We start from the raw sequence: 25,651 nt of genomic DNA, 5'->3' as shown, positions 1-25,651 counted from the left end.
TTGAACATTCGAAGGTGACGCAACGGCTTCGGTTCCATTTGTTTGCTGCGCGGCGATCAGCCACCGAGCACGTTCCTCACCATCCGGGTCAGCGCGTCCGGGCCGTAGGGTTTGCTCAACAAATGGGTATCGGGGCTCAGTTGATGGTTGCGGGAGATGATGTCCCGGGTATGCCCCGAGGTGAACAGCACCGGGACCGGCGGTTTCTGCACCTTGGCCCAGGCGGCCAGGTCGGAGCTCTTGATCAGACCGGGCATGACCACGTCGGTGAAGATCAGGTCGACCGAGATGCCTTCCATTAGCAACTTCATCGCCTCATCGCCGTTGGCGGCCGTGAGGGTCCGATAACCGGACTGCTCCAGCAGTTCCACCGACGCGCTGCGCACCTCTTCGTTGTCCTCCACCACCAAAATCGTCTCTTGCCTGCCGGACTGAAGCACGTCGTGTTGCTTGGTTTCCCCCGCTTCGGGCGCAAGGCTTCGAGGGAAATACATCCGTACTCGCGTGCCCTCGCCCAAGTCACTGGAGATCTCGATATGGCCGCCACTCTGCTTGACGAACCCGAACACCATGCTCAGTCCAAGCCCGGTGCCCTGGCCATCGGTCTTGGTGGTGAAAAACGGTTCGAACACCTGCTTCAGGATGTCGGGCGGCATGCCGGCACCGCGGTCGATCACCGACAGCCGGACATAGTCGCCGGCCGAGATCCCCTTGCCGGCACAGAACGCTTCATCGAGCGCGATGTTCTCCCCGATCAGGCGGATGATGCCCTCGCCGCCCATGGCATCGCGAGCATTGATCGCCAGGTTCAACAGGGCGTTTTCCAATTGATTGCGATCGACGTGGATGCACCAGGGCTCCTGGGGCAGGCTCATTTCAATCTGGATGGTTTCGCCCAAGGCCCGTTGCAGCAGTTCACCCATGCCATCGTAGATGCGTCGCGGGTTGTAGACCGCCGGTGACAATGGCTGGCGCCGGGCAAAAGCCAGCAATTGCGATGACAACTTGGCGCCCCGCTCCACGGCTTCGATGGAGGCACTGACCCGCCGCTGCACGTTGGCGTTATCCGGCTCGTGGCGAGCCAGCAAGTGCAGGTTGCCGGCAATCACTTGCAGCAAGTTGTTGAAGTCATGGGCCACGCCGCCAGTGAGACCGCCAATGGCCTCGAGCTTTTGCGACTGACGCAACTGCTCTTCCGCTGCCAGCCGCGCCTGCACCTCGTCGGCGACTCGCTGTTCCAGGTCGCGGGTGAATTTGAGCAGCGACGCTTCGGCTGTCTTGCGTTCATTGATGTCAATCAGCACACCTGGAAAACGCAGGGGCTTGCCCGTGGCATCGAATTCGCAGCGACCGCTGGCCAGCACCCACAGGTAATCACCGCCCACGCCGCGTACCCGATATTCAGCGCTGTAGGGGATGCCCGTGCGCAAGGTCAGTTCGACCCGCTGGTTGACCTCTTCGAGGTCATCGGCGTGGATGCGCTGGCGGGCAATTTCCATGGGCAGTGCGTCCAGCGAACAGTCTGGCGGGTAGTTGAAGGTACGGGCGAAACGCTCATCGCCCGACAGCGTGTCGGCCTGGATGTCCCAGACGAACGACCCCAGCAACGGTCCGGCCGAGAGGGCCAACTGGATGCGTTCATTGACGGCTCGGTAACTGCGTTCGGCCTCTTGCCGGGCGCGCTCGGTCAACACGTGCTCGGTGGTTTCCACCACAATCGCCAACACGCCCGCCGGGGACTGGTCGTCATCGGGCACCGGGCTGTAATAGAGGTCCATCCACACATCTTCAGGCTTGCCATCGCGCAGCAGGACCAGCTCTTTGCTGCGGTAGGACAAGGTGCCACCGGCCAGGCAGACGTCCAGCACATGTCGATTGAACTCGGCGACCTCCGGCCAGCCCAACTCCACCGCGCACCCCAGCAGGTAAGGATGGCGGCCACCAGCGAACTCGGCATAGGCATCGTTGTAGATCATGAAGCCCTGACGGCCCCACAACATCACCATCGGCAGGGGCGAAGCCAGCAACAATTGGACGGCGCTGCGCAGGCTGGCGGACCAGTGCTCGATGGCGCCCAACTCGGTCCTGCTCCAATCGAACGCCCGGATACGCCCGGCCATTTCACCGCCCCATCCAGGGCACCCGTGATTTTGGGATAGAAACTGCATGGTCAATTCTGAACCTCAAAACGCCTGCAGGGAGTCGGCAGACACAAATCCCTTGCGATCAGAGCTTCGAGCGCTGGGTTGGCGTTTGGTTTCATGCGCACGATCCCTGTGGCCAGAGATTACTCCTGCTTGGCCCTGTAGGAGCTGGCGAAGCCTGCGATCTTTTGATCTTGATCTTTCGCTTGCGACTCAATTGCCTGGGACAAGATCGCAGCCTCGTTGCACTCGACAGCTCCTACACATCTCCTCGCCACGGGGGGTAGTGTTGTCTAGCGGAAATCACGGCTATGCACCTGGATACCCGCCAACAACTCGGTCAGGTCGCTCAGGCGCCCGGCGATCAAGTGGCGGACCTCGCCGACGCTTTCCCAGCGCCCGTCGACCCTGAGCAATTGCGAGCCTACCAAGGTCTTGCGCTGGCGCTCGGCCAAGTCGCGCCAGACCACCACGTTGAGGTTGCCGAATTCATCTTCCAGGGTGACGAAGGTCACACCGCTGGCCGTGCCCGGGCGTTGGCGGCCGGTGACAAGGCCGGCGACGCTGACGTTGCGGCCATGCTCCACCGCCTGCAGCTCCCGTGAGCTGCGGCAGCGCCGGGCGCGCAGTTCGGGGCGCAACAGGGCCAGCGGATGAGGGCCCAGTGTCGTGCCGAGCGTAGCGTAATCGGCAAACAGGTTTTCCCCCAGCGTGGGTTTTGGCAGGGCCACGGGGGGTTCCTCCTGGCTGGGCAAACCGGCGAACAAACCCAGTTGCTTCTGCACCCCGGCCACTTCCCAGCGGGCACGATGACGATCACCGGCCAAGCCCTGCAAGGCGCCCGCGTCGGCCAGTTGCGCCTGGGCCCGGGCATCGAGCTGCGCGCGCTCGCCCAAGTCGGCCACGTCGCTGAAGGGCCGATGCTGGCGGGCCGCTTCGATACGACGGGCATCCTCTTCGCGAAAACCCTTGACCATGCGCAGCCCCATGCGGATCGCTGGTTGTCGGCCCTCCATGGGTTCGAGACTGCAATCCCAATCGCTGGCGCGCACGTCCACCGGGCGGATCGACAGTTGATGCCGGCGGGCATCCTGGAGGATCTGGTCCGGACTGTAGAACCCCATGGGCCAACTGTTGATCAAGGCACAGGCGAACGCCGCCGGTTCGTGGCATTTGAGCCAACTGCTGGCGTAGGTCAGCAAGGCGAAACTGGCGGCGTGGGATTCGGGAAAACCGTAATTGCCGAAGCCTTTGATCTGTTCGAAGATTTGCGCGGCGAATTCAGCGGTATAGCCGTTTTTCTTCATCCCCTGCGCCAGGCGTTCCCGATGGGGCTCCAACCCACCGTGACGTTTCCAGGCAGCCATGGAGCGACGCAACTGGTCGGCTTCACCTGGGGTGTAATCGGCCGCGACAATGGCGATCTGCATGACCTGCTCCTGGAACAAGGGGACACCCAGGGTGCGGTTGAGCACTTCTTCCAGCGCTTCAGAGGGATAAGTCACCGCCTCTTCTTTGTTTCTGCGCCGCAGGTATGGATGCACCATCCCCCCCTGGATCGGCCCGGGCCGCACGATCGCCACTTCGATGACCAAATCGTAGAACGTCTGGGGTCTCAGCCGAGGCAACATCGACATCTGCGCCCGGGACTCGATCTGGAACACACCGATGGTGTCGGCGCGACTGATCATCTCGTAGGTCGCCGGATCCTCCTGGGGCAACGACGCCAAGGCATAGCGCTGCCCCCGGTAGTGCTCGATCAGGTCGAAACAGCGACGAATCGCACTGAGCATGCCCAGGGCCAGGATGTCCACCTTGAGCAACCCGACCGCGTCCAGGTCGTCCTTGTCCCACTGGATGATGGTGCGTTCGGCCATGGCGGCGTTTTCCACCGGCACCAGGGTGTCCAGGGGCTGCTCGCAAATCACGAAGCCGCCAGGGTGCTGGGACAAATGCCGGGGAAAACCGATCAGTTGCTGGGTCAGGCCCAGCACTCGGCGCAACACCGGGCTGTCCGGGTCGAAGCCGCCTTCACGCAAGCGCTCCACTGGCGGCGCCTCGTCGCTCCAGCGGCCACAGCAATCGGCCAGGGCGTTGACCTGATCCGTCGGCAAGCCCAGGGCCTTGGCCACATCGCGCACCGCCCCGGCGCCGTGGTAACTGCTGACCACCGCCGTCAACGCCGCTCGATGACGACCGTAGCGCTGGAACACGTACTGCAGCACTTCCTCGCGACGCTCATGTTCGAAATCGACGTCGATGTCCGGCGGCTCGTTGCGCTCCCGGGACAGGAAGCGTTCGAACAACAGGTTGGTAAGGCTGGGATCGATCTCGGTGATACCCAGGGCGTAGCACACCGCCGAGTTGGCCGCCGAACCACGCCCCTGGCAAAGGATATGGCGGCTGCGGGCGAAGCTGACGATGTCCTGTACGGTGAGGAAATAGCTGTCATAACCCAGCTCGGCGATCAGGCTCAGCTCCTTGTCGATCTGTGCCCGCACTTTGTCTGTCACGCCATCCTTCCACCGCTCGCGCATGCCGCGCTCGGTCAGTTCCCGCAGCCAGGACGCCGGATCATGCCCCTCGGGCACCAACTCGCGGGGGTATTGATAGCGCAGTTGACCCAAGTCGAAGGTGCAACGCCGGGCGATGTTCAGGGTTTCGTCGAGCAAGGCCCGCGGGTAGAGATCGGCCAGAGCCTTGCGGCTGCGCAAGTGACGCTCGCCGTTGGGGTGCAGGCGCTGGCCGGCCTCGGCCACCGGGACGTGGTGACGGATGGCGGTCATGGTGTCCTGCAAGGCACGACGGCCGCGCACGTGCATGTGCACATCACCACTGGCCACGGCTGGAAGATCCAAGCGCTCGGCCAGCGCCAACGAGTCTGCCAACCGGCGGCGGTCGTCCTGTGCGCAATGCAACTGGACCGTCAGCCATAGGCACCCGGCAAAGATCGACCGGAGCCAACGGCCGTGCTCCTCGGCGTCTTTGCCCTCGGCTATCCACAACGCCAGCAGCCCCGGCAAGGGCTGGTCGAAGTCCTCTCGCACGATGCGATAGTGACCCTTCTCGCTGCGACGCCGGGCGCGGGTGATCAGCCGGCACAAGGCTTGATAGCCCTGCAGGTTTTCCACCAGCAACACCAGCTTCGGGCCGTTTTCGACCTGGATTTCGCTGCCGATGATCAGTTGCAGCTCCAGCTCCCTGGCCGCCTGCCAGGCCCGGACGATTCCGGCCAAAGTGCATTCGTCGGTGATCGCCAGGGCCTGATAGCCCTGCTGTCTGGCGCGACGGCACAGCTCCAGGGCACTGGAGGCTCCGCGCTGGAAGCTGAAGTTCGACAGGCAATGCAGCTCGGCATACTCAACGCTCATGCGAACCAGCCCTGCAGCCACAGCGGCCCGCCCTCGCCCACCGGTCGATAGGCCCAGCCTCGTTGTCCGTTGCGGGTTTCGACCAGGTAGTAGTCGCGGCGTACATCGGCACCGTCCCACCAGCCAGTCTCGATGCGTTCCGGGCCCATGAGGATTCGCGCCTGGCTGTCCGGCAGCACCTGGGCCTCATTCAGCAGCCAGCCGGGACGTTGCACGCCAGCGCGCACCGGACAGGCCTGGGGCCGGGGTTGGGCCGTCATTTGCCAGGCGCATTCAGGTCGATGGTCATCGCGAAACCCCAGGCCCTGCACCGCGTCATCCCCCAACCGCGCCCGCAGCCGTTCGCGCAGTTGCTCCCAGGGCAAAGACTGTTGTGGGCGCTCGTCGAACAGCTCCAGGCGCTGGGGCACGAAACTCGGCAGGTCCTCGGCACACAAGCGAAAACCCCGTACCGGGGCCGCGACCTGCACCTGCTCCAAGCGACCGCGGGCCAGTTCGAAAAGCATCGCAGGATCCCGTTCGGCGCTGAGCAGGCCGACCTTGATCAGCGTGTCCGGCAAACCGGCGTGCTCCAGGTGCAGGTCGAAGCGCTGCACGCCGCTGTCGCGTCCGCACAGGAAGGCCGACAGGTCACCGGTCAAGCGGCGCAATGGGAACAGCAGCGCCTGATGGGATTGCACGTCATAGTTGAGTTCGATGCGCACATCGAAACGGTCTGGCGGCAGGTAGAACGACAGCGCCAGGGTGCGACTGCCCGTCAACGCGTCGAGGTGCTTGAGCACCTGGGCCTCGAAACGCCGTGCCAGGGTCTGCCGGGGCAAGGCCTGGACCTGGCTCAGGCGGCGCAGGCCCATGCGCGACAGCGCCGTGGCGACCTCGGGTTCCAGGCCGATCCGCTCCACGGGCATGTCTCCCAGGCATTGTTGCAAGGTCTCGGCGTCGGGCACCACCAGGGCGTCATAGGCATTGGCCAACACCCGCGCCGCCACCGGATTGGGGGCTGCGACGATGCGATGACGAAAGCCCAGCTCGGTCAGCTCGGCCCGCAAGCGCGCCTCGAACACCGGCCAGGGTCCGAACAGGCCCAGGCTCGACTCGATCTCGAACAGCAGTGTACGCGGGTAATGCAAACTGACCTGGGAGCTGAAACGGTAGGCCCAGGCTGCCAGGAACTGTTGCCAGTGTTCGATTTGCGCCACGTCGTATTCGGCGGTGGCAAAGCCTTTGCTCAAGGCCTGGGCGGCGGTCATGGTCTGGCCGGGACGCAAGCCCAGGGCCCGTGCCGGCGCATTCACCGCTTGCAGCACCCGACGCTGGGCCGGACCGGTCAGCAATGCCAGGGGCTGGTCGGGATCGGGGCGCTGACGCAGCGCGGCGTCCAGCGCCAATTGCGGGAAGAGAATACAGACCCAGCGCATCGCAACCTCAATGCCCGGTTTGTGGGGCGAGCGTGGCAAAGGCAATCGGCGCCGAACGGGCCAGCCCGCCCCGACACTTGAGCACGCGCAATTGCGCCGGCCGGGTATCGATGGCGATGCGCAGAGCCGCCGGCGACGGGTTGATGGCTTCCTGGATCGAGCGCCAGGCGAACGCCAGGGTCTGGCCGGTTTCCGCTGCCACTTGCAAGCGGCGCAAGGCCCGGTCATCCGCCTGGTGGGGCCAGCACAGGACCGCGCCACAACTGCCCGAACGCAGGCATTGTTCGGTGGCCCACAGGGCATCGCGTTCATCGGCGCGGATCACCGACAACTGTTGCAGGTCGATGCCAGCGTTCTGCCAGGCCTGGGGATAGGGCACGAACGGTGGTGCCACCAGCACGATCCGCTCCCCCGCCGCCGACAGCCGCGCCAGGGTCGGCCACACCAGTTGCAACTCACCCACGCCCGGCGCGGCGATGAGCAGTTCCGTCAACGCCGCTTCCGGCCAGCCACCACTGGGCAACGCCGCGTCCAGTGCCCCATGGCCGGTGGGTTGCGGGCTGGCGGCTGGCGGCGCAGGCCGGCCCTTCCAGACCTGGCCGCCGTTGAACAGCGTGTCCAGCGCAACGACAGCGCCCATCAGCCTTGCCTCACCAAGCCACAGAACACCCCTTCTATCGCCAGGTCCTGGTCGGCCTCGACGATGATCGGCTGGTAGGCCGGATTGCGCGGCAGCAAGCGCACCCGCTCGCCGATGCGCTCGAAGCGCTTGATGGTGACTTCGCCGTCCAGGCGCGCCACGACAATCTGGCCGTTGGCGGCCTGCGGCGTGCGCTGCACACCCACCAGGTCACCGTCGAGAATGCCGTCCTCGATCATCGAATCGCCCTGGACCCGCAGCAGGTAATCCGGCGCCTTGGTAAAAATCGCCGGGTCCAGCATCAGTCGGCTGTGGACCTCGGCGTCGGCGCCGATCGGCAGCCCGGCGGCCACTCGCCCCAGCACCGGCACGTCCAGCAGCTCGGGCCGTGGTGGTTGGTTCAGCAAGCGAATGCCCCGGGCCTGGTGCGGATTGACCTCGATGAAACCGGCTTCGGTCAGCGCCAGCACATGCTTGCGCGCCACACTGCGGGAGGCAAAACCGAACGCCTCGCTGATTTCAGCGAGGCTGGGAGGCTGGCCCTGATCGGCGATGCGTTCGCGGATGAAAGTCAGGATGGCGGTACGGCGGGGGGTGAGAGTCGTCATGGAGTACATTTGTACTCTTTCGGGATTTTTCTGACAAGCGCCGCCAGTCAGTTCACAGGTGAAACGACCGCCGCATCGCGAGCAGGCTCACTCCCACCGGGTTTAGTGGGATATGGCGAGCCTGAACTGTGTAGGAGCTGTGTAGGAGCTGACGAGTGCAACGAGGCTGCGATCTTGCCCCGGACAATTGAGTCGCAAGAGAAAGATCAAAAACAAAAGATCGCAGGCTTCGCCAGCGCCTATAGAGCCCAGCGGGAACAATCCCTGGCCACAGGTTTTCTCAGCCCAAACAGATGTGTTTGCTCAGGGCAACAGCAGTCCCTGCTCCCGCTCGCACAACTGCACCACGTAATCCCACAGCACCCGCAGTCGTACGGACTTGTGCAGTTCGCGGCGAGTGCTGATCCAGTAGCTGCGGCGGATGGTTTCGTCCGGCAGCAGCGGCACCAACGTCGGGTCGCCACTGGCCATGTAGCACGGCAGCACGGCGATCCCAAGGCCCGAGCGCGCGGCCTGTTGCTGGGCGATGACGCTGGTGCTGTGGAACACCACGCGGGGGTTGCGGCAAAAGCTGTTGAGGAACATCAGTTCCTGGCTGAACAGCAGGTCGTCGACATAGCCGATCCAGGCATGACGGGCCAGGTCCTCGCGGCTGCGCAGCGCTGGCGAGCGGTCCAGGTAGGCCTGGCTGGCGTACAGCGCCAGGCTGTAGTCGGTGAGTTTGCGGGTGACCAGCAGGTCGGCCGCCGGGCGTTCGAGGTGGATGCTGATTTCCGCCTCACGGTTGAGGATGCTGACAAATCGCGGCACTGCCACCAGTTCCACTTCCAGCCCCGGATAGCGCTGGAACAACCCGTCCATGCGACTGGCGAGGAACATGATGCCCAGCCCCTCGGTCACCCCCAGGCGGATCTTGCCCAGGGGCGCACTGGACTGGGTGATGTCCTCCTGGGCCAGCAACGCTACGTTCTCCATGGCTTCGGCGTGCTTGAGCAGCGTCTCGCCCGCCGGGGTCAACTCATAGCCCTGGGCATGCTGGACAAACAGCGCGGTGCCCAGGCTTTTCTCGATGGCCTCGATGTGCCGGGCCACGGTGGCGTGGGTAGTGTTCAGGCGCCGTGCAGCCGTCAGCAAACGGCCGCTGCGTTGCAGTTCCAGGAAATAGCGCAGGTCATTCCAGTCGAACATGAGGCGATCCTTGAACACGCCTGAAGGCATGACTGTTTATAAACGCACAGCCGCTGCGCAAAAACTAACATTCTTTTGACGAAAACTAACAACTAGGATGGATCCCACAAAAACAAAAATGAGGTCGCGAATGCAACCTGTCGTCGATGAATACGATTATGTGATCGTGGGCGCCGGCCCTGCCGGATGCTTGCTGGCCAATCGGCTTTCGGCCAACCCGCAACACCGGGTGCTGCTGCTCGAAGCCGGCGGGCGCGACAACTATCCGTGGATTCACATCCCGGTCGGCTACCTGTTCTGCATCGGCAACCCACGCACCGACTGGTGCTTCAAGACCGAAGCGCAACCGGGCCTGCAAGGCCGCGCCTTGAGCTACCCTCGCGGCAAGGTCCTGGGTGGCTGCTCCTCCATCAACGGCATGATCTACATGCGCGGCCAGGCGGCGGACTACGACGGCTGGGCTGCCGAGGGCAATGCTGGCTGGGCCTGGAAAGACGTGCTGCCGCTGTTCCGGCAAAGCGAAAACCACTTTGCCGGCGCGTCCGAATTTCACGGCGCCGGTGGGGAATGGCGGGTCGAACGCCAGCGCCTGTCATGGCCGATTCTCGATGCCTTCCGCAGCGCCGCCGAACAGAGCGGCATCCCCAACGTCGATGATTTCAACAGCGGCGACAATGAAGGCTGCGGCTACTTCCAGGTCAACCAGAAAGCCGGGGTGCGCTGGAACGCGGCCAAGGCGTTTCTCAAGCCGGTTCGCCAACGCGCCAACCTCACGGTGCTGACCGACGTCGAGGTCGACCGCGTATTGCTGCGTGACGACCGCGCCCACGCCGTCAGCGCGCGCTGGCAAGGCAAGGGCATGACCTTCAAGGCCCGCAAGGAAATTGCCCTGTGCGCCGGGGCCGTGGGTTCGCCGGGGATCCTGCAACGTTCCGGGATCGGCCCGCGCAGCCTGCTGCAACGCCTGGGCATCGGCGTGACCCATGAGCTGCCCGGTGTCGGCGGCAACTTGCAGGACCACCTGCAACTGCGGTTGATCTACCAATTGGAAAACGCCCGCACCCTGAACCAGATCGCGGGCACCCTGTGGGGCAAAATGGGCATGGGCCTGCGCTACCTGTACGACCGCAGCGGCCCGCTGTCCATGGCCCCCAGCCAACTCGGCGCGTTCGCCCGCTCGGGCCCGGAACAGCCCTCGGCCAACCTCGAATACCACGTGCAACCGTTGTCCCTGGAACGCTTCGGCGAACCGCTGCACAGCTTCCCGGCGTTCACCGCATCGGTCTGCGACCTGCGCCCGCAAAGCCGTGGCCGGGTGGACATTCGTTCAGCCGACCCGCGCGAAGCGCCGCTGATCCAGCCCAATTACCTGGGCCATCCCGAAGACCTGCGGGTCGCCGCCGACGCCATCCGCCTGACCCGACGCATCGTCGCGGCCCCGGCCCTGAGCGCGTTCAAACCGGTGGAATACCTGCCGGGGCCCAGCCTGCAAACCGAAGAGGAGTTGCACCAGGCCGCCGCCCGCATCGGCACGACGATTTTCCACCCGGTGGGCACGTGCCGCATGGGCCAGGACCACGACGCGGTGGTGGATGCGCAACTGCGCGTGCACGGCATCAAGGGCCTGCGCATTGCCGACGCCTCGATCATGCCGCGCATCACCTCGGGTAACACCTGCTCGCCGACGTTGATGATTGCCGAGAAAGCGGCGCAGATGATGCTTGAGGCCGACACAAGAATCACTACGCCCCAAAAGGAGCCGGCCACGGTCTGAAAAACAAGTAAGTCCCCCTGTGGGAGTGGACTTGCTCGCGAAAGCGGTGTGTCGGCTGACGATGATGTCGACTGGCACACCGCCTTCGCGAGCAAGCCCGCTCCCACAGGGAATGTGTGTAAGCAAAAGGAACGTATCAAATCAGGAGACGCCTCACCCGGCGTCGCAGTGGAACAACAAAAACAATCACTGTGAGGGATACCGCTATGTCCGAGCATGTTCAGCCCCTGGAAGCCACGCGCAGCGTCGGCACCAGCCAGGAAACCCAGAAAGTCATCTTCGCCTCGTCCCTGGGGACGGTGTTCGAGTGGTACGACTTTTTCCTCTATGGCGCCCTCGCGGCGGTGATCAGCAAGCAGTTCTTTGCCGGGGTCAACGACACCACCGCGTTCATCTTCGCCCTGATGGCGTTCGCCGCCGGTTTCATCGTGCGGCCATTCGGGGCTCTGGTGTTCGGCCGGCTGGGGGACATGATCGGGCGCAAGTACACGTTCCTGGCGACCATCGTACTGATGGGCCTGGCGACGTTCTGCGTCGGCCTGCTGCCCAACTACGCCAGCATCGGCATCGCTGCACCGATCATCCTGGTGGCATTGCGCATGCTCCAAGGCCTGGCCCTGGGCGGTGAGTACGGCGGCGCGGCGACCTACGTCGCCGAACACGCGCCAATGGGCAAGCGCGGCTTCCATACCAGCTGGATTCAGTCCACCGCCACCCTGGGGCTGTTGTTGTCGCTGCTGGTGGTGTTGGGCTGCCGCTACTTCACCGGCGATCAGTTCGAAGTCTGGGGCTGGCGCATTCCGTTCCTGCTGTCGATCCTGCTGCTGGGCATCTCCACCTGGATTCGCCTGAGCCTGCATGAGTCGCCGGCCTTCCTGAAAATGAAAGAAGAAGGCAAATGCTGCAAGGCGCCGATCCGCGAATCCTTCGGCAAATGGGAGAACCTCAAGGTGGTGCTGATCGCCCTGTTCAGCATCAACGCCGGGCAAGCGGTGACTTTCTACGCCGCGCAGTTCTACGTGCTGTTTTTCCTCACCCAGTTCCTGAAGATGGACCCGGCCCTGGCCAACAGCCTGCTGATTGTCAGCGTGGTGATCGGCGCACCGTTCTTCATCTTTTTCGGCTGGCTGTCGGACAAGGTCGGGCGCAAACCGGTGCTGATGATCGGCCTGCTGCTGGCCACCGCCCTGTACTTCCCGATCTTCAAGACCCTGGCCCACTACGCCAACCCGGCCATCGACCTGGCGAGCCGCCAGGCACCGATCACCGTGGTCGCCGACCCGGCCACCTGCACCTTCCAGTTCGACCCGGTGGGCAAGGCGCGTTTCGACAGCCCTTGCGACAAGGTCAAGACCTTCCTGGTCAAGCAGGGCCTGCCCTACAGCAGCGTTGCGGCTCCGGCCGGCAGTTCCGTGCAGGTCAACATCGGTGACGTGAAGATCGACGGCTACGACGAAGCGGCCCTGCGCGGCGCCGTGACCCTGGCAGGCTATCCACAGCAGGCCGATACCCAGCAGATCAACCGACCGATGATTGTTGCGCTGATCGTGGCCCTGATCATCATCTCGGCGATGTGCTACGGACCGCTGGCAGCGTTGATGGTCGAACTGTTCCCGACCCGCATTCGCTATACCTCCATGTCCCTGCCCTATCACATCGGCAACGGCTGGTTCGGCGGTTTCCTGCCCACCGTGTCGTTTGCCCTGGTGGTCTACACCGGGGATATCTTCTATGGGCTGTGGTACCCGGTGGTAATCACCGGGGTGAGCCTGGTGGTGGGCATGATCTGCCTGCGGGAAACCCGGAACGTGGACCTGGATAAAAACTGAGGTTGGCGCTTGCTCCCACCGGACCAAGCCCGTAAGCGACGTAGAAGCCACGTAGAAGCTACGTAGAAGCCGCGTAGAAGCTGCGTAGAAGCCGCGTAGAAGCTGTGTAGGAGCTGTCGAGTGCAACGAGGCTGCGATCTTTCCAAAGACACTTGAGTCTCAAGCGAAAGATCAAAAGATCAAAAGATCGCAGGCTTCGCCAGCTCCTACACAGCTCCAGAGCCCAGAGCCCCGCAGGAGCCATAACGTTGCTCAGATCAAACCCTCAGTGGGCCTGGTGACCTTTCACCGTGCTTTCCACCAGGTCCAGCATCTGTCCCAGCGCCCAGGGCTTGGCGATGAACGAAGCGTGGTGCTTGATTCCAGCGCTTTCCGGCGTTTCGAAGCCGGACATGATCAGCAACGGTATCTGCGGCCAGCGGTCTCCGGTCAAGTTGGCCAGGTCCGCGCCATCGATCTTGCCGGGCATGGTGATATCCGTGAGCAACAGGTCGACGTAATGGGCGCTCTCTTCGAGAAACGTCAGCGCCGCATCGGCGCTCTCCCGAGGCTCCACGACGAACCCTTCTTCCTCAAGGATCTCGCAGAGAAACTCCAGGATGGTTGGATCATCTTCCACAACGAGAATCAAACGTGTAGTCGCCTGGCCGTTGCCATTTGGCATCGAATTCATGAAAGTGACTCTCCTTGACCTCATAAACCTTCTTTGCGGTAGCAACCGCCTTGAAGTTATGAGCGATACCCCTGCGAGAAATTCATTCTGCGTGCCAACAGGCCGCTGAACGTCACGCCAGAGGCCCTTGGTAACGCAGCGCAACGCTTTTTATCTGTATATCCATACAGATAAAACTTGCCCTGGCGCGCATCCATGACCATGCTACAGCCCCATGAAATCTGCTTCAGGAAAAGGGCGCTATGCAGCTGTACCTGTGTGAAAAACCGTCCCAGGCCAAGGACATCGCCGCTGTGCTCGGTGCTACGCGCCGTGGCGACGGTTGCTGGCTGGGCCCTGGCATCACGGTCACCTGGTGCATCGGCCACCTGCTGGAAACCGCCCCGCCCGACGCCTACGACGCGCGCTACAAGCGCTGGGTACTGGCCGACCTGCCCATCGTGCCGGCGCAATGGAAAATGACCGTCAAGCCGAAAACCGCCAGCCAGTACAAGGCGGTCAAGCGCCTGCTGGGGGAAGCGAAGGAATTGGTGATCGCCACCGACGCCGACCGTGAAGGTGAAATGATCGCCCGGGAGCTGGTGGAACATTGCCGTTATCGCGGGCCGATCCGGCGGCTATGGCTCTCGGCCCTGGACGAAGCATCGATCCGCAAGGCCCTGGCCGCCCTCAAGCCGGGGGCCGAAACCTTCAACTTGTATCACTCGGCCCTGGGCCGTTCCCGAGCCGACTGGCTGATCGGCATGAACATGAGTCGCCTGTTCACCCTGCTGGGACGCCAGTCCGGTTACCAGGGCGTGTTGCCGGTAGGCCGCGTGCAAACACCAACACTGCGCCTGGTGGTGGACCGCGACCGCAGCATCGCCGACTTCGTGCCGGTCGCCTATTGGGCCATCGACGTGCAGCTAAGCCACGAAGGCACGGCGTTCACCGCCCAGTGGCGCGCCGATCCGGACGCCTGCGACGACCAGGAGCGTTGCCTGAACCAGGCCCTGGCCCGGGATGCCGCCCAAGCCATGAGCAATGCCGCCACCGCCCGGACGCTGAAGGTGCGTACCGAGCGCCTGCGCGAAGCGGCGCCGCTGCCTTTCGACCTGGGCACATTGCAGGAAGTCTGCTCGAAGAAACTCGGCCTTGGCGCCCAGGAAACCCTGGACATTGCCCAGTCGCTGTACGAAACCTACAAGCTCATCACCTACCCACGCAGCGATTGCGGTTTCCTGCCCTTGAGCCAGCACAGCGAAGCCCCGGCCATCCTGGCCGCCCTCGCCCAGGCCGACCCGAGCCTTGCACCGCTGCGCGAGCACCTGCAGCCGCAACGCAAGTCCCGGGCCTGGAACGACGCCAAGGTCAGCGCTCACCACGGCATCATTCCCACCGCCGCCGCCCGGAACCTCGACAAACTCGCCGGCAAGCAGCGCGCCGTCTATACGCTGATTCGCGCGCGCTACCTGGCGCAGTTCCTGCCCAACCACGAATACGACCGGACCCAGGCCGACTTCGACTGCGCCGGCCAAGCGCTGCGTGCCGTGGGCAAGCAGATCGTCGAACCCGGCTGGAAACGCGCCCTGCCCGAAGCCCTGGCGCCGGCAAGGGGCCGTGAAGCACCGGTGCCGCAGACCCTGCCGGCACTGAGCGAAGGTCGCGATTGCGCCGTAGACGAGGTGAAACCCAAGGACCTGTGGACCCAACCGCCCAAGCCGTTCACTGAAGGCGACCTGATCAAGGCGATGAAGAACGTCGCCAAACTGGTGGAGGATCCGCTGCTCAAACAAAAGCTCAAGGACACCACCGGCATCGGCACCGAAGCGACCCGGGCCTCAATCATCCAGGGGCTGCTTGACCGCGGCTACCTGGTGAAAAACGGCAAGGCGCTGTCCGCCACCCCGGCGGCCTTCAGCCTGATCGACGCCGTGCCCCGGGCCATCGCCGACCCGGGCACCACAGCCATCTGGGAACAGGCGCTGGACATGGTGCAAAGCGGCGAAATGAGCCTGGAAGAATTCGTGACCCGGCAAGCCGCCTGGATGAGCAAGCACGTCGCCCGCTGCCAGGGCATGAGCCTGACCATCAGCGGCCCGGCCAGCCCCGCCGGGCGCGGCGCTACACCGTGGAAAAACAAACGCAAGCCGGCCAAGCGCAAGGCAGGCGGCGCACCGCGCAAGGCGAGCAAGGCCAAGGCGACCTGAACATGGGTTCACCCATGACGTGGTGAGAATCCCCCTGTGGCGAAGGGATCTGTGGGAGCAAGGCCTTGCTCCCACAGATAAGTCCGCGCCTTCGCCAAATTTTCATACCCAAACCGTTTTGTCCGACAATATGTAGTGACCAAAAATAATCACTACAAAACCGTTGACGCCTCCGATTTGCCCTTGCATGATGCAGACGTCTCCCCGATCGGGAGTACAGGCAACTGTTTGAGCAAGCTCGTCTGACCGCCGAGCTGTTTTTTGGATAAGGGACTGCCCACAAGGCAGATTGAAGGTGCTGACCTGGCCTGACCGTCCGGTAACAAGGACGAGAAACGTCGGCGAAGATCCTCATGACGCGCGTGGTCGACCCTCGAAAGTTGACACTGCCTGAAGATTCTTCGCTGTTTCTCTTCGTTGTAGCGCATTTGCGTAGCAGCCCTTCGATAACACTACACAACCGATGCACGACCCCGTCGAAGTCAGGCGGACGAACGCTGACGGCCTGGTTTCGGTGCTGGCCATGCAGGCACTGGGCAGGTACTTACCCAATAGCGAAGTTTTTGCGAACCACCAGACAGATCAACCAAATGGTCAAGGGGCTTACACATGAATCTGAATAATCAACCATCTATTGATGAACTGGCTCGCATATTCGCAGCACACAAGGACACGCTCGACAGCCATATCCTGTGGATCAGCAAGACTGGCCAGGTGCATATGGACTGCCTGTCGCCCTACACCCGCGAAGACGAGTTCGAAAAGAACACGCAAGAGCTGGGTGCCCGGCTGAAGATGTACCGCCGCGGCCAGGGCTACGTTGGCAAGAAGGCCGCGGCCGACAAAGACTTCATCGGTCGCGTGCTGCAAACGCTGACCCAGGCCTGGCAGTCGATGCAGAACACTTCTGAGGTCCGGGTCATCGACCGCCTCTGCTGATACGTCCTAAACAAAAGGGCCCGCTCCTGGATCAGGAGCGGGCCCTTTTGTTTGTGAGACAAGCCCCTAGAACACCGACCAGCCGATGCGCTGGCTCAGCAACTCCAGCGCTGCCATGCCGGCCAGCGAGTTGCCGGCGACATTGAGCTCAGGCGACCAGACGCACACCGTGAACCGCCCCGGCACCACGGCGACAATCCCGCCACCGACCCCGCTCTTGCCCGGCAGGCCGACGCGATAGGCGAAATTGCCGGCTTCATCGTACAAGCCGCTGGTGGCCATGATGGAGTTGACCTGCTGGGTCTGCCGGGCGGTGAGGATCTGTTCGCCACTGTGTTTGCAGAACCCGTCGTTGGCCAGGAAGCAGAACGCCCGCGCCAGGTCGATGCAGCTCATCCGCAGGGCGCAGTGGCTGAAATAGCTGCGCAACACCGCTTCCACGTCATTATGGAAGTTGCCGAACGATTGCATCAGGTACGCCATCGCCGCGTTGCGGGCGCGGTGCTGGTATTCCGATTCGGCGACCTTGCCATCCACCATTACCTGCGGGTTGCCCGACAGACGGCGCACGAAATCGCGCATCGACAGCGCCGGGGCGGCGAAGCGCGACTGGTTGATATCGCAGATCACCAACGCGCCAGCGTTGATAAACGGGTTGCGCGGTCGACCCCGTTCGAATTCCAGTTGCACCAGGGAGTTGAACGGTTGGCCGGACGGCTCATGGCCCAGGCGCTCCCAGATCGCTTCGCCGGAATGCCCGATGGCCTGCACCAGGCTAAACACCTTGGAAATACTCTGCACCGAAAACGCTGTTTCGGCGTCGCCGGCGCAATACAACTCGCCGTCGTTGCCATACACGGCAATGCCCAACTGGTTGGGCGCCACAGTGCCCAGGGCCGGAATGTAGTCGGCCACCTTGCCCTGACCAATCAGGGGGCGAACCGCATCGAGGATCTCGTTCAACAGTGCTTGCATATGCGCGGGGTCCAGTCATTCCCCGTTCGAGTGCGGGGATACAGACGCTAGACGCTGGTGGGCGGGGTCAGAGCACACTGAGTTGCCAGGAAAAAACGTGGCGAGGGAGCGTGCTCCCGCTGGGCTGTGGTAGGAGCTGCCGAAGGCTGCGATCTTTTGATCTTGATCTTTCGCTCTCGACTCAATTGCCTGGGACAAGATCGCAGCCTCGTTACACTCGACAGCTCCTACAACGCAGCCCAGCGGGAGCAAGCTCCCTCGCCACAAAAGCCGGGTACGACGCAATGGATGCAGGCGTTTTCATGGGCGCTTGTCATCAAATCGAGCGGTCTATAGTTCAAAGGATCAATCGGCAGGAGTAGACGATGCGTCAGATCATGCAAAAAGAACCCTGGTGGGCCTCGCCGCCCAAGCCCGGACAGGATGAAAGCGAGCTGGAATGGGGCTGGCTGGTGATCTACAGCGAAGGCGAGCCGCGCTTCGAGTTCATCAAGGAACGCCCGTCGGACGAACAGATCCGCCATCGCAAGGGTTGTCGTGTCACCCTCGGGTCAGAATGAGCCAGCCGTCACGGCTTGATCTCCGGCAATGTCACCGCTCGATTGGCCAGGTCCGCCTCCACCAGGTTGCCTACTATTTCCTCGTCCAGGTAGTACACCGGCGCCATCACCCCGCTGAGGGGATCCTTGAGCGACTTGGACCACGCCTCATCGAACGCGGTGCTCAGGCTTTTGCGGATCTGCGCCTCCATTTCCGGCCGCTCGCCCTCGTGGATGATCGCGCGAATACCCGCCACACCCACCGAAATCAACGCGCCGGCCGCCTTTCCAGCCACCGCCGCCGCCGCGCTGGTCGCCCCACGCGTGGCAAATTGCGCCTCGATTTTTTCACTGGTGCGTTGCGCCACTGTTGCGATCACCGCCTCCGATGGCCCGGCACCTGTGGTAGCCGCCTTGTTGACGTGATCGATCAGGGCCGCATAAGCCGGCAGTGTGTTCAGCGGCTCGGTATGAATCATCTCGTACAATGACGCGTTACGCGCCGCCGGCGGCCCCAGGTTGATGGCAGGAATGCCGTGCAGGCGCCTGTTCATCAGTTCGTTCGGGATTCGATGCCGCTGGGCAACGACTTGGACCTGTTGATTGAGCTGGCGTATGTAGTAATTCGTCGCGGTGGCCCTGATCGCCTCGGGATCAATTTCCACAGCCACCGGCTCCAGCACCTGTTCGCGATATTGCTCTTGCAGGTAGACCGCCAGGCGCCTGGCCGCGGAGTCCGCCTCGCCCTCGGCGCTGGCGGCGTACCAACTGACTTTCACCGCCAGCCACTCCTGGGTCCAATAGCTGCTGAACCAGGGGATGAACTCAGCCTCGGTGCGCTCATAGATCAACAGGCGCCAATGTTCCATTGACCCGCGGGCGTAGAGCCCGGTCTGTTCGATAGCGCTTTTCGAGGCGGCGATGATCTGCTGGTCCACCTGTCGCCAAGTGGCCTGGTCAATCGTCACCGTGGCCGCCTGTTGGCCGCGCTGTGACGTGGCGCACCCCGCCAGAACGAGCATAACGGCCAACATCAGCAAACGCAGCACAGTCGCGCCACCCCGGATTCATGTCATCCACGGAGTTGAGTATAGGTCGAGGGTTACGGGGGCCTTGCTAAACACCAAACCAATGTGGGAGCGAGCTTGCTCGCGATTGCGGCGGGTCAGCAATATTGATATCAACTGATCCATCGTTATCGCGAGCAAGCTCGCTCCCACAGGAACACCCACTGGATCTAATCCAACAGATATTTGGCAGGCCTTCAGCCCAACGCCGTGTCGAGAAACATCATCACCGCAAACCCCATCATCAATCCCAGGGTCGCCGGGGTTTCATGACCATTGCGATGGGTCTCGGGGATCACCTCGTGGGACACCACGAAGATCATCGCTCCCGCCGCCAGCCCCAGGCTGATGGGGTACGCGACGGCGACGCCCGAGGACATGCCCAGGCCGATCACCGCGCCCAGAGGCTCCATCAACCCCGAACCGACCGCGATGAGCGCGGCACGCAAGGTGCTGATACCGGTGACCCGCAGCGCCATGGCAATGGCCAGGCCTTCGGGGATGTCCTGGATGGCGATGGCGGTAGTCAGGGGCAGGCCGACCTTGAAGTCGCCGCCAGCAAAACTGACGCCGATGGCCATGCCCTCCGGCAAGTTGTGCAAGGTGATGGCAAGCACGAACAGCCAGACACGATTGATGCGCTCGACCTGGGGGCCACGCCGGCCGCTAAGCTCGTGTTCGTGTGGTACAAAACGGTCCAGGCCGATCATCAGGGCCACGCCCAGGCCCAGGCCAACGACGACGACAAACGCCGCCAGCAACTGGTTGCCACAGATGATTTGTGCCGCTTCGATGCCCGGCAGGATCAATGAGAACGAGCTGGCGGCGAGCATCATGCCGGCGGCGAACCCCAGCATGATGTCTTGGGTACGCGAAGAGATATCCCGCAGCACCACCGCCATCAACGCACCCAGGGCGGTGGCGGCAAAGCCCGAGGTACCGCCCAACACCGCGTAGCCCAGGTTCTGTCGGTCAGCGCCGACCAGGGCGTTGTAACCACTGTAGAGCAGCAATGTGGCCACCAACGCCAGCCCGAGCCAGAACGTCAGCCCCAACAAAAGGTTGTCTTGCACGGGGTTGAGCCAGGTGCGCCAAGGGGAGCGAATCCGGGAGGTGGGCTGGTCCATCGAATGTCCTTACTGGTCTTGACCTTGGCATGGCTGATCGTTGCGGCAATGGCCGCAACGATCAATCGGAATATCAGGCGAGGGAGTCGCCTCCCTCGCCATTTGTCTACAGTTTGTCACCTTGCATCCCCGAACCCAAGTCGGCGCCTGTGGTGGGGTTACTTTCAGGGTCGGACATCGTCCGTGCCTTCATGTCCATCAACAGTGCCTCGTCCTTTTCACTCAACTGCACGCTGGCCAGGCCATCGCCACCGTCGACCGCCGGCGTCGGGTTCTCGACGAACTCCCAATCATCGCCCTGGTTCCATGGGCCGCGCACGCCAGGTTCACCTTGGGACATGTTGAAGTACACGTTGGTGAACTCCGGCATGCCTGGCAGTTTGCCTTGCGGGAAGTTGGGCTGGATGGCATGCAGGGCTTTTTCGAACGACATCTGATGCGCGATTTCACGTGTCATCAGAAAGCCCAGGGCCTCCTTTACGCCAGGATCGTCGGTGACATTCATCAGCCGTTCGTAGACGATTTTCGCACGCGCCTCGGCCGCAATGTTGGAACGCATGTCCGCTGTCGGCTCGCCGATAGTGTCCACGTAAGCGGCAGTCCATGGCACCCCGGCGGAGTTGGTCAATGGCGAACCGGCCCCGTACAGCAGGCTGGTGATGTGAGAGTCATTACCGGCACCATTGATGTCCCGGTACAGTTGGCCCTCCTTTTCCACGCCTTCGGCCATCTTGCCCTTGGCGCCCTTGTTCAGCATCACGATGATCGAGCCGATCACTTCCAGATGGCTGAGCTCTTCGGTAGCGATGTCCATCAGCAAATCCTTGCGACCCGGGTCGTCCTCGGACAAGGCCTGGGTGAAATAACGCGACGCCGCGGCCAGTTCGCCCTGGGCCCCACCGAACTGTTCGAGCAACAGATTGGCAAGTCCGGGATTTGGCTCAGCGACGCGCACGGTGTACTGCAATCGTTTGTTATGTAGAAACATGATTAAACTCCTCGCTCAGGACATACCTCATGAGAACACTGCCGACGGCAGACTCATAAAACTCTGAAGAAGTTGAACGAATAAAATTTAGTTTTTCTTCAAGACAAAAAGACAAGTGGTTAACTGCGAGCTGAGACGCACTTATCCATCATCTTAAACAGCAAATATCGTAGCGAAGTCGGGCATGAAACGCCCGACTTCCAATATATAGGCCGGGACAGGCCCCATGCCATCGGCACAGGACCTGCAAGACCACGGGACATTAGGAATTACGCCCGCCACCGTGACTGTTTTCGCCTCCTTTCCTACCAGCCTCGGAGGCTTTTTCCCGGTCGTTGGCAAAGTTGCCGCCCGAAGCCTGGCCACCTTTGCGTCCAGCCTCGGAGGCTCGCTCAGGGTCATTGGCAAAGTTACCACCCGAGGCTTGCCCGCCTTTGCGGCCGGCCTCTGCGGCACGTTCCGGGTCGTTGGCGAAATTGCCGCCCGATGCCTGGCCACCCTTGCGTCCAGCCTCGGAGGCGCGCTCGGGATTATTGGCGAAGTTGCCCCCCGATGCTTGGCCGCCTTTTTTCCCGGCTTCCGATGCCTTCTCACGATCGTTAGCGAAATTGCCAGGGTTGTTATTACCTGTGTTAGCCATTTCATTCACCTCGTTAGTTGATATCAACGAGCCTTGCTGACTCGTCTTATTCGGAAAACATGACGCCGCCAAGGTTTTAAGGAAACGCTGTAACCGGCGACGAATGGTCAATGCTCAATTTATATGGCCGCAACCATGTTCTTTATTGCATCAAGCTATTAAAAGGCAGTGACTATTAGCCGCCCTGAACACCGAACTTCATCCCGTGAAAATCCTCTGGGGCCTATGGGAAAAACAGTGCGTGTCTTTCCACGCTGTCCGCCAAAGACCAAGTGACGCCAGCGCCCCTTTGCACCGGTCTCGCCACCCTGGCCACGCGCCGTTCCAGGAAGCCAAAACTCGCGGGCTGCCGGTGTTGTCCTGCACCACCGCACTGACCGGCTTGCGGCGTCCGGATACCCTGTCGCCGATACCCGGATTCAAGAATGCTCAGGGTGAAATCGGATCGCTGGCCGCAAACGTTTCCTCCAGCGCGTCGTCCAGTTGGCTATCGGTGATATTGCGATCACCTATCTTGCCACTGCGTTCGCAATGGCAGTCGGAGGCCGGACAGGGTTCACCGTTGGGATGTTGTTCAGCGCAAGCCTGGCTGCAATAAGCTTCGCCGTCGTGGTTGAACATCCGGTGCGGATCCACCTCGCATTGGCAATCGGGGCAACCGCACTTTAATTTGCTCATGTTCTTTCTCCCGAGGTTATGGATCGAAGGCGCCGTCAGGAAGAGCCCACAAGCAATTGGACCTCAAGGTTCGCCGCCGCCACACCGTGGTTTGCCACATACACATCGGCGGTCCAGCCCTTGGTCAGGTTGTGATAGGACTGACTGCCCAAGGCCGTGCCGCTGTCCCACTCCAGGATGTCACCAATATCGATGTCATTGGCTGAGCTCAGCTCAAGCACCGTATGGCGATCCTCCCGCGCCACGTACACGCCCACCATTGCGCTCTGTCGATTGATGGCCCGTACTTCACCTGTGGTCTGTTTCATACGTTTCCTCTTCTCGGCAGATTCAGGAGCGAGCGCAACACCGCGCCGGCCGCTCTTTACTGCTCAGCGCTTGGCTTCGGTATCCGGGCTGGCCGAACGCTCCAGGAATGCCTGGGTGATCTGTGGCAGGTGCTCGCGCAACCAGTCGGCCATGGCGATTTCCTGTGGCAGGATCTGTTCGCAAGCCCGTTGTGTCTCCACATCGCCCGCCACTTTCGCGGCCTCGATCAATACGGTGTAGGAGGCGATCTCGAGGTTCTCGAACACATAGCCGCTCATGGCGCCCTTGACCACCTCATCGCTCATCGTCATGCCGCCCACCGCCTGACCGAAGGCCATGAGTTTGCCGGCCAGGTCCTTGAGCGTCGACGTACTGCCGCCCAGGCGCTGAATGCATTGCTCCACCAGTTTCTGCTGCCCGAGCGTCTCCTCGAGGTGCTGTTCGATCCGGGTCTTGAGCGCCGGGTAATGCTCAAGACGTTCGGCCTGGGCCTTGAGCATTTTTTCCGCTTGCTGTTCCATGGCATGGGCGTCGTTGAGCCAATCCAACAGGTTCTCTTCAGGCGTTGCCATTTCCTTCTCCTTAGCCGTGGTCGCTACTGCCGCGCAGCACGACGGTTCTGATATACCGCACATAAGGTGGATATCGCGGCACAGGGGAAGTTTGAAGAAAACAGAGGCCAGGGCGACGAAAGGCGCCACAGGAATTTCCCTGCCCAATCGCAGTGCTAACCTCAACAGCTCCCAGACCAACGCGGCCCTTCATATGCCAGAAGACTTTCATCAAGCACCCATCGATCAGTTACAGGCGCACATGGCCGGGCGCCATTTCCTGGTGCTCACCGGTGCCGGCATCAGCACCCCTTCGGGCATCCCCGACTACCGCGACAGCGACGGTGTGCGCCGGGGTCGACAGCCGATGATGTACCAGGAATTCCTTGCCCAGGCCGAGGCACGACGGCGCTACTGGGCGCGGGCGATGCTGGGCTGGCCGCGGGTGCGGCAGGCCAGGCCGAACGCGGCTCACGAGGCCTTGGCCGAATTGCAGGCACGGCAACGCATCAGCGGCCTGATTACCCAGAATGTCGATACGCTGCATGACCTGGCCGGCAGCCAGGACGTGATCGAACTGCACGGCAGCCTGCATCGCGTGCTGTGCCTGGATTGCCGCCAGCGCAGCGACCGACAGCAGATTCAACAGTTGATGGAAGCGCAAAACCCTTACCTGGCCGGTGTCGATGCGGTGCAGGCGCCCGATGGCGACACCCTGCTCGACCCGGCCTTCGAGGCGCGCTTCCAGGTGCCCCGCTGCCCTCACTGCGGCGGCGAGCGGTTGAAACCTGACGTGGTGTTTTTCGGCGAGAATGTCGCCACCCTCACCGCGACCCGCGCCATGCAAGCCGTCGAGCAAGCGGACGGCCTGCTGGTGGTGGGCTCGTCGCTGATGGCGTATTCGGCGTTTCGCCTGTGCCGGGCCATCAAGGACCAAGGCAAGCCGCTGCTGGCGATCAACCGGGGCAAGACCCGGGCCGATGAGCTGCTGGATCTCAAGCTTGAAGAGCCGTGTGAGCAACTGTTGCCACTGTTGATCTGACACCACGCCATACCCCTGTGGGAGCGTGGTTACTTCGGTGTCAACTGCGCGCCTATATCCTGATCCCTGAGCGTATCGAACAACGCCTGCGCCGCCGCCGACAGTTCGTGCCCCGGCTTGGTCAGCACCCCGATGGCTCGCTCGATCACCGGATCGCTCAAGGTGATGCAGCGGGCACCCAGCTCACGCATCTGCCCGACGCACAGCGCCGGCACGGCACTCACCCCCAGCCCGCTGGCGACCATCCGTCCGACGGTCGCCAACTGATGGCTCTCGAACTCCACAGGCAGTTTCATCCCCCGGGCCTGCAAATGCTCTTCCAGCATCACCCGTACCGTGGAGGGTCGTTGCAGCGTGATGAAGGGCTGCTCCAGCAGGGTTTCCCAGTGGATTTCGTCGCGCTGGGCAAACGGTGAGTCCAGCGGCACCACCGCGACGAAGCGATCGAGATACAAGGGCGTGAACGCCAATGACGAACCCTGCATCGGCTCGAACGCCACGCCCAGCTCGACATGACGATCACGGACCATTTCCAACACCTGTTCGTTGATCACGTCGTTGACCGTTACGTTGACATTCGGATAGCGGGCGCGGAAGGTCTTGAGGATCGGCGGCAGCAGGTTGCCGGCAAATGACGGCATCGCCGCCAACGTCACGCGGCCGCGCTGCAAGGTGAAGCGCTGGCGCATTTCGTCCTCGGCGTTGTCCCAGTCGGCAATCAGCCGTCGGGCCAGCGGCAGCAGGGACTCACCTTCGGGCGTCAGCGCCACGTTACGGGTATTGCGGCTGAACAAACGACCGCCCAGGCCTTCTTCCAGGGCCTTGATGGTCAGGCTCAGGGCCGACTGGGACAGGTGCAGCCGCTCGCAGGCCACGGCAAAGCTCAGGCTCTGGGCCACGGCGAGGAAGGCACGGATTTGCTTGAGGGTCATGGGCGTGTTGTGTCCTGTTGGGTAGGCGCT

22 protein-coding genes are annotated in these 25,651 nt (G+C 62.5%); 6 read left to right on the top strand and 16 right to left on the bottom strand.

Annotation, left to right across the window (positions count from 1 at the left end; all coding sequences use genetic code 11):
• Nucleotides 1-56 precede the first annotated feature (56 nt).
• From GFU70_RS10230 to GFU70_RS10205, 6 genes are all read right to left on the bottom strand, one after another.
• Complete coding sequence (locus tag GFU70_RS10230) at nt 57-2,168, bottom strand: PAS domain-containing sensor histidine kinase (RefSeq protein WP_153387965.1); 2,112 nt, start codon at nt 2,166-2,168, stop codon at nt 57-59.
• 269 nt (nt 2,169-2,437) lie between these two features.
• A complete protein-coding gene (locus tag GFU70_RS10225) occupies nt 2,438-5,536 on the bottom strand; it encodes an error-prone DNA polymerase (protein ID WP_193034288.1) in 3,099 nt (1,032 codons plus the stop codon).
• Nucleotides 5,512-6,933, bottom strand: coding sequence for a Y-family DNA polymerase (locus GFU70_RS10220; RefSeq protein ID WP_153387963.1), 1,422 nt, complete (start codon nt 6,931-6,933; stop codon nt 5,512-5,514). The genes GFU70_RS10225 and GFU70_RS10220 overlap by 25 nt, the downstream gene beginning before the upstream one ends.
• 7 nt (nt 6,934-6,940) lie before the next feature.
• A complete protein-coding gene (imuA, locus tag GFU70_RS10215; RefSeq protein ID WP_116642757.1) occupies nt 6,941-7,573 on the bottom strand; it encodes a translesion DNA synthesis-associated protein ImuA in 633 nt (210 codons plus the stop codon).
• Nucleotides 7,573-8,190, bottom strand: a complete 618-nt coding sequence (gene lexA, locus GFU70_RS10210; RefSeq protein WP_013692700.1) for a transcriptional repressor LexA — start codon at nt 8,188-8,190, stop codon at nt 7,573-7,575. The genes imuA and lexA overlap by 1 nt, the downstream gene beginning before the upstream one ends.
• 294 nt (nt 8,191-8,484) lie before the next feature.
• A complete protein-coding gene (locus GFU70_RS10205) occupies nt 8,485-9,369 on the bottom strand; it encodes a LysR family transcriptional regulator (RefSeq protein WP_053123328.1) in 885 nt (294 codons plus the stop codon).
• 130 nt (nt 9,370-9,499) lie between these two features.
• Between GFU70_RS10205 and GFU70_RS10200 the strand changes: the two genes are divergently transcribed.
• Complete coding sequence (locus GFU70_RS10200) at nt 9,500-11,143, top strand: GMC family oxidoreductase (protein ID WP_153387962.1); 1,644 nt, start codon at nt 9,500-9,502, stop codon at nt 11,141-11,143.
• Nucleotides 11,144-11,349: 206 nt separating this feature from the next.
• Nucleotides 11,350-12,972 carry an MFS transporter gene (locus GFU70_RS10195; protein ID WP_116642759.1) on the top strand — a complete coding sequence of 541 codons (1,623 nt, stop codon included), beginning with the start codon at nt 11,350-11,352 and terminating at the stop codon, nt 12,970-12,972.
• A gap of 265 nt (nt 12,973-13,237) precedes the next feature.
• On the opposite strand, the gene GFU70_RS10190 is transcribed toward GFU70_RS10195, so the two are convergent.
• Complete coding sequence (locus tag GFU70_RS10190) at nt 13,238-13,645, bottom strand: response regulator (RefSeq protein WP_058545339.1); 408 nt, start codon at nt 13,643-13,645, stop codon at nt 13,238-13,240.
• 242 nt (nt 13,646-13,887) lie between these two features.
• Here GFU70_RS10190 and GFU70_RS10185 point away from each other — a divergent pair, with 242 nt between their 5' ends.
• On the top strand, nt 13,888-15,834 hold the full coding sequence (locus GFU70_RS10185; protein ID WP_153387961.1) for a DNA topoisomerase III: 1,947 nt from the start codon (nt 13,888-13,890) through the stop codon (nt 15,832-15,834).
• Nucleotides 15,835-16,443: 609 nt separating this feature from the next.
• Nucleotides 16,444-16,773 (top strand): hypothetical protein, encoded by a 330-nt coding sequence (locus tag GFU70_RS10180; protein ID WP_003200138.1) that lies wholly within the window; start codon nt 16,444-16,446, stop codon nt 16,771-16,773.
• Nucleotides 16,774-16,839: 66 nt separating this feature from the next.
• Here the strand turns inward: GFU70_RS10180 and glsB are convergent, their stop codons facing one another.
• Entirely contained in the window at nt 16,840-17,748 is a 909-nt protein-coding gene (gene glsB / locus GFU70_RS10175; RefSeq protein WP_058545341.1) for a glutaminase B, read from the bottom strand.
• A gap of 365 nt (nt 17,749-18,113) precedes the next feature.
• Here glsB and GFU70_RS10170 point away from each other — a divergent pair, with 365 nt between their 5' ends.
• A complete protein-coding gene (locus GFU70_RS10170; RefSeq protein WP_058545342.1) occupies nt 18,114-18,308 on the top strand; it encodes a hypothetical protein in 195 nt (64 codons plus the stop codon).
• An 8-nt stretch (nt 18,309-18,316) separates the two neighbouring features.
• Here GFU70_RS10170 and GFU70_RS10165 read toward each other — a convergent pair whose 3' ends face one another.
• From GFU70_RS10165 to GFU70_RS10135, 7 genes are all read right to left on the bottom strand, one after another.
• Nucleotides 18,317-19,336: a hypothetical protein gene (locus GFU70_RS10165; RefSeq protein WP_153387960.1), complete on the bottom strand. Its 1,020-nt coding sequence runs from the start codon at nt 19,334-19,336 to the stop codon at nt 18,317-18,319.
• A gap of 215 nt (nt 19,337-19,551) precedes the next feature.
• Nucleotides 19,552-20,481 (bottom strand): ZIP family metal transporter, encoded by a 930-nt coding sequence (locus tag GFU70_RS10160; RefSeq protein ID WP_153387959.1) that lies wholly within the window; start codon nt 20,479-20,481, stop codon nt 19,552-19,554.
• A gap of 106 nt (nt 20,482-20,587) precedes the next feature.
• The gene (locus GFU70_RS10155; protein ID WP_153387958.1) at nt 20,588-21,469 is read right to left on the bottom strand and encodes a manganese catalase family protein; all 882 of its coding nucleotides are present in this window, start codon (nt 21,467-21,469) and stop codon (nt 20,588-20,590) included.
• 262 nt (nt 21,470-21,731) lie between these two features.
• Nucleotides 21,732-22,109 carry a general stress protein gene (locus tag GFU70_RS10150; protein ID WP_058545346.1) on the bottom strand — a complete coding sequence of 126 codons (378 nt, stop codon included), beginning with the start codon at nt 22,107-22,109 and terminating at the stop codon, nt 21,732-21,734.
• Between the two features lie 429 nt (nt 22,110-22,538).
• The gene (locus GFU70_RS10145; RefSeq protein WP_058545347.1) at nt 22,539-22,787 is read right to left on the bottom strand and encodes a metallothionein; all 249 of its coding nucleotides are present in this window, start codon (nt 22,785-22,787) and stop codon (nt 22,539-22,541) included.
• 35 nt (nt 22,788-22,822) lie between these two features.
• Nucleotides 22,823-23,095: a hypothetical protein gene (locus GFU70_RS10140; protein WP_153387957.1), complete on the bottom strand. Its 273-nt coding sequence runs from the start codon at nt 23,093-23,095 to the stop codon at nt 22,823-22,825.
• Nucleotides 23,096-23,158: 63 nt separating this feature from the next.
• A complete protein-coding gene (locus GFU70_RS10135; protein ID WP_116642764.1) occupies nt 23,159-23,668 on the bottom strand; it encodes a ferritin-like domain-containing protein in 510 nt (169 codons plus the stop codon).
• A 193-nt stretch (nt 23,669-23,861) separates the two neighbouring features.
• Here GFU70_RS10135 and GFU70_RS10130 point away from each other — a divergent pair, with 193 nt between their 5' ends.
• Nucleotides 23,862-24,689: an NAD-dependent protein deacetylase gene (locus GFU70_RS10130; RefSeq protein WP_058545350.1), complete on the top strand. Its 828-nt coding sequence runs from the start codon at nt 23,862-23,864 to the stop codon at nt 24,687-24,689.
• Between the two features lie 29 nt (nt 24,690-24,718).
• Here GFU70_RS10130 and GFU70_RS10125 read toward each other — a convergent pair whose 3' ends face one another.
• A complete protein-coding gene (locus GFU70_RS10125; RefSeq protein WP_058545351.1) occupies nt 24,719-25,621 on the bottom strand; it encodes a LysR family transcriptional regulator in 903 nt (300 codons plus the stop codon).
• Nucleotides 25,622-25,651: the final 30 nt, after the last annotated feature.

The sequence above is a fragment of the Pseudomonas brassicacearum genome, assembly GCF_009601685.2.
GTDB classification, from domain to species: Bacteria; Pseudomonadota; Gammaproteobacteria; order Pseudomonadales; family Pseudomonadaceae; genus Aquipseudomonas; species Aquipseudomonas kilonensis_B.
Note: the sequence above shows the minus strand (reverse complement) of the source record. Positions and strands in the feature narration are given on the sequence as shown.

Bases quoted from the DNA above. Each gene is read 5' to 3' on its own strand.
- GFU70_RS10170 (WP_058545342.1), top strand. From the start codon at position 18,114: ATGCGTCAGATCATGCAAAAAGAACCCTGGTGGGCCTCGCCGCCCAAG.
- imuA (WP_116642757.1), bottom strand. From the start codon at position 7,573: ATGGGCGCTGTCGTTGCGCTGGACACGCTGTTCAACGGCGGCCAGGTC.
- lexA (WP_013692700.1), bottom strand. From the start codon at position 8,190: ATGTACTCCATGACGACTCTCACCCCCCGCCGTACCGCCATCCTGACT.
- GFU70_RS10200 (WP_153387962.1), top strand. From the start codon at position 9,500: ATGCAACCTGTCGTCGATGAATACGATTATGTGATCGTGGGCGCCGGC.
- GFU70_RS10135 (WP_116642764.1), bottom strand. From the start codon at position 23,668: ATGGCAACGCCTGAAGAGAACCTGTTGGATTGGCTCAACGACGCCCAT.
- GFU70_RS10150 (WP_058545346.1), bottom strand. From the start codon at position 22,109: ATGGCTAACACAGGTAATAACAACCCTGGCAATTTCGCTAACGATCGT.
- glsB (WP_058545341.1), bottom strand. From the start codon at position 17,748: ATGCAAGCACTGTTGAACGAGATCCTCGATGCGGTTCGCCCCCTGATT.
- GFU70_RS10125 (WP_058545351.1), bottom strand. From the start codon at position 25,621: ATGACCCTCAAGCAAATCCGTGCCTTCCTCGCCGTGGCCCAGAGCCTG.
- GFU70_RS10130 (WP_058545350.1), top strand. From the start codon at position 23,862: ATGCCAGAAGACTTTCATCAAGCACCCATCGATCAGTTACAGGCGCAC.
- GFU70_RS10195 (WP_116642759.1), top strand. From the start codon at position 11,350: ATGTCCGAGCATGTTCAGCCCCTGGAAGCCACGCGCAGCGTCGGCACC.
- GFU70_RS10155 (WP_153387958.1), bottom strand. From the start codon at position 21,469: ATGTTTCTACATAACAAACGATTGCAGTACACCGTGCGCGTCGCTGAG.
- GFU70_RS10140 (WP_153387957.1), bottom strand. From the start codon at position 23,095: ATGAAACAGACCACAGGTGAAGTACGGGCCATCAATCGACAGAGCGCA.
- GFU70_RS10220 (WP_153387963.1), bottom strand. From the start codon at position 6,933: ATGCGCTGGGTCTGTATTCTCTTCCCGCAATTGGCGCTGGACGCCGCG.
- GFU70_RS10190 (WP_058545339.1), bottom strand. From the start codon at position 13,645: ATGAATTCGATGCCAAATGGCAACGGCCAGGCGACTACACGTTTGATT.
- GFU70_RS10205 (WP_053123328.1), bottom strand. From the start codon at position 9,369: ATGTTCGACTGGAATGACCTGCGCTATTTCCTGGAACTGCAACGCAGC.
- GFU70_RS10230 (WP_153387965.1), bottom strand. From the start codon at position 2,168: ATGCAGTTTCTATCCCAAAATCACGGGTGCCCTGGATGGGGCGGTGAA.
- GFU70_RS10180 (WP_003200138.1), top strand. From the start codon at position 16,444: ATGAATCTGAATAATCAACCATCTATTGATGAACTGGCTCGCATATTC.
- GFU70_RS10145 (WP_058545347.1), bottom strand. From the start codon at position 22,787: ATGAGCAAATTAAAGTGCGGTTGCCCCGATTGCCAATGCGAGGTGGAT.
- GFU70_RS10160 (WP_153387959.1), bottom strand. From the start codon at position 20,481: ATGGACCAGCCCACCTCCCGGATTCGCTCCCCTTGGCGCACCTGGCTC.
- GFU70_RS10185 (WP_153387961.1), top strand. From the start codon at position 13,888: ATGCAGCTGTACCTGTGTGAAAAACCGTCCCAGGCCAAGGACATCGCC.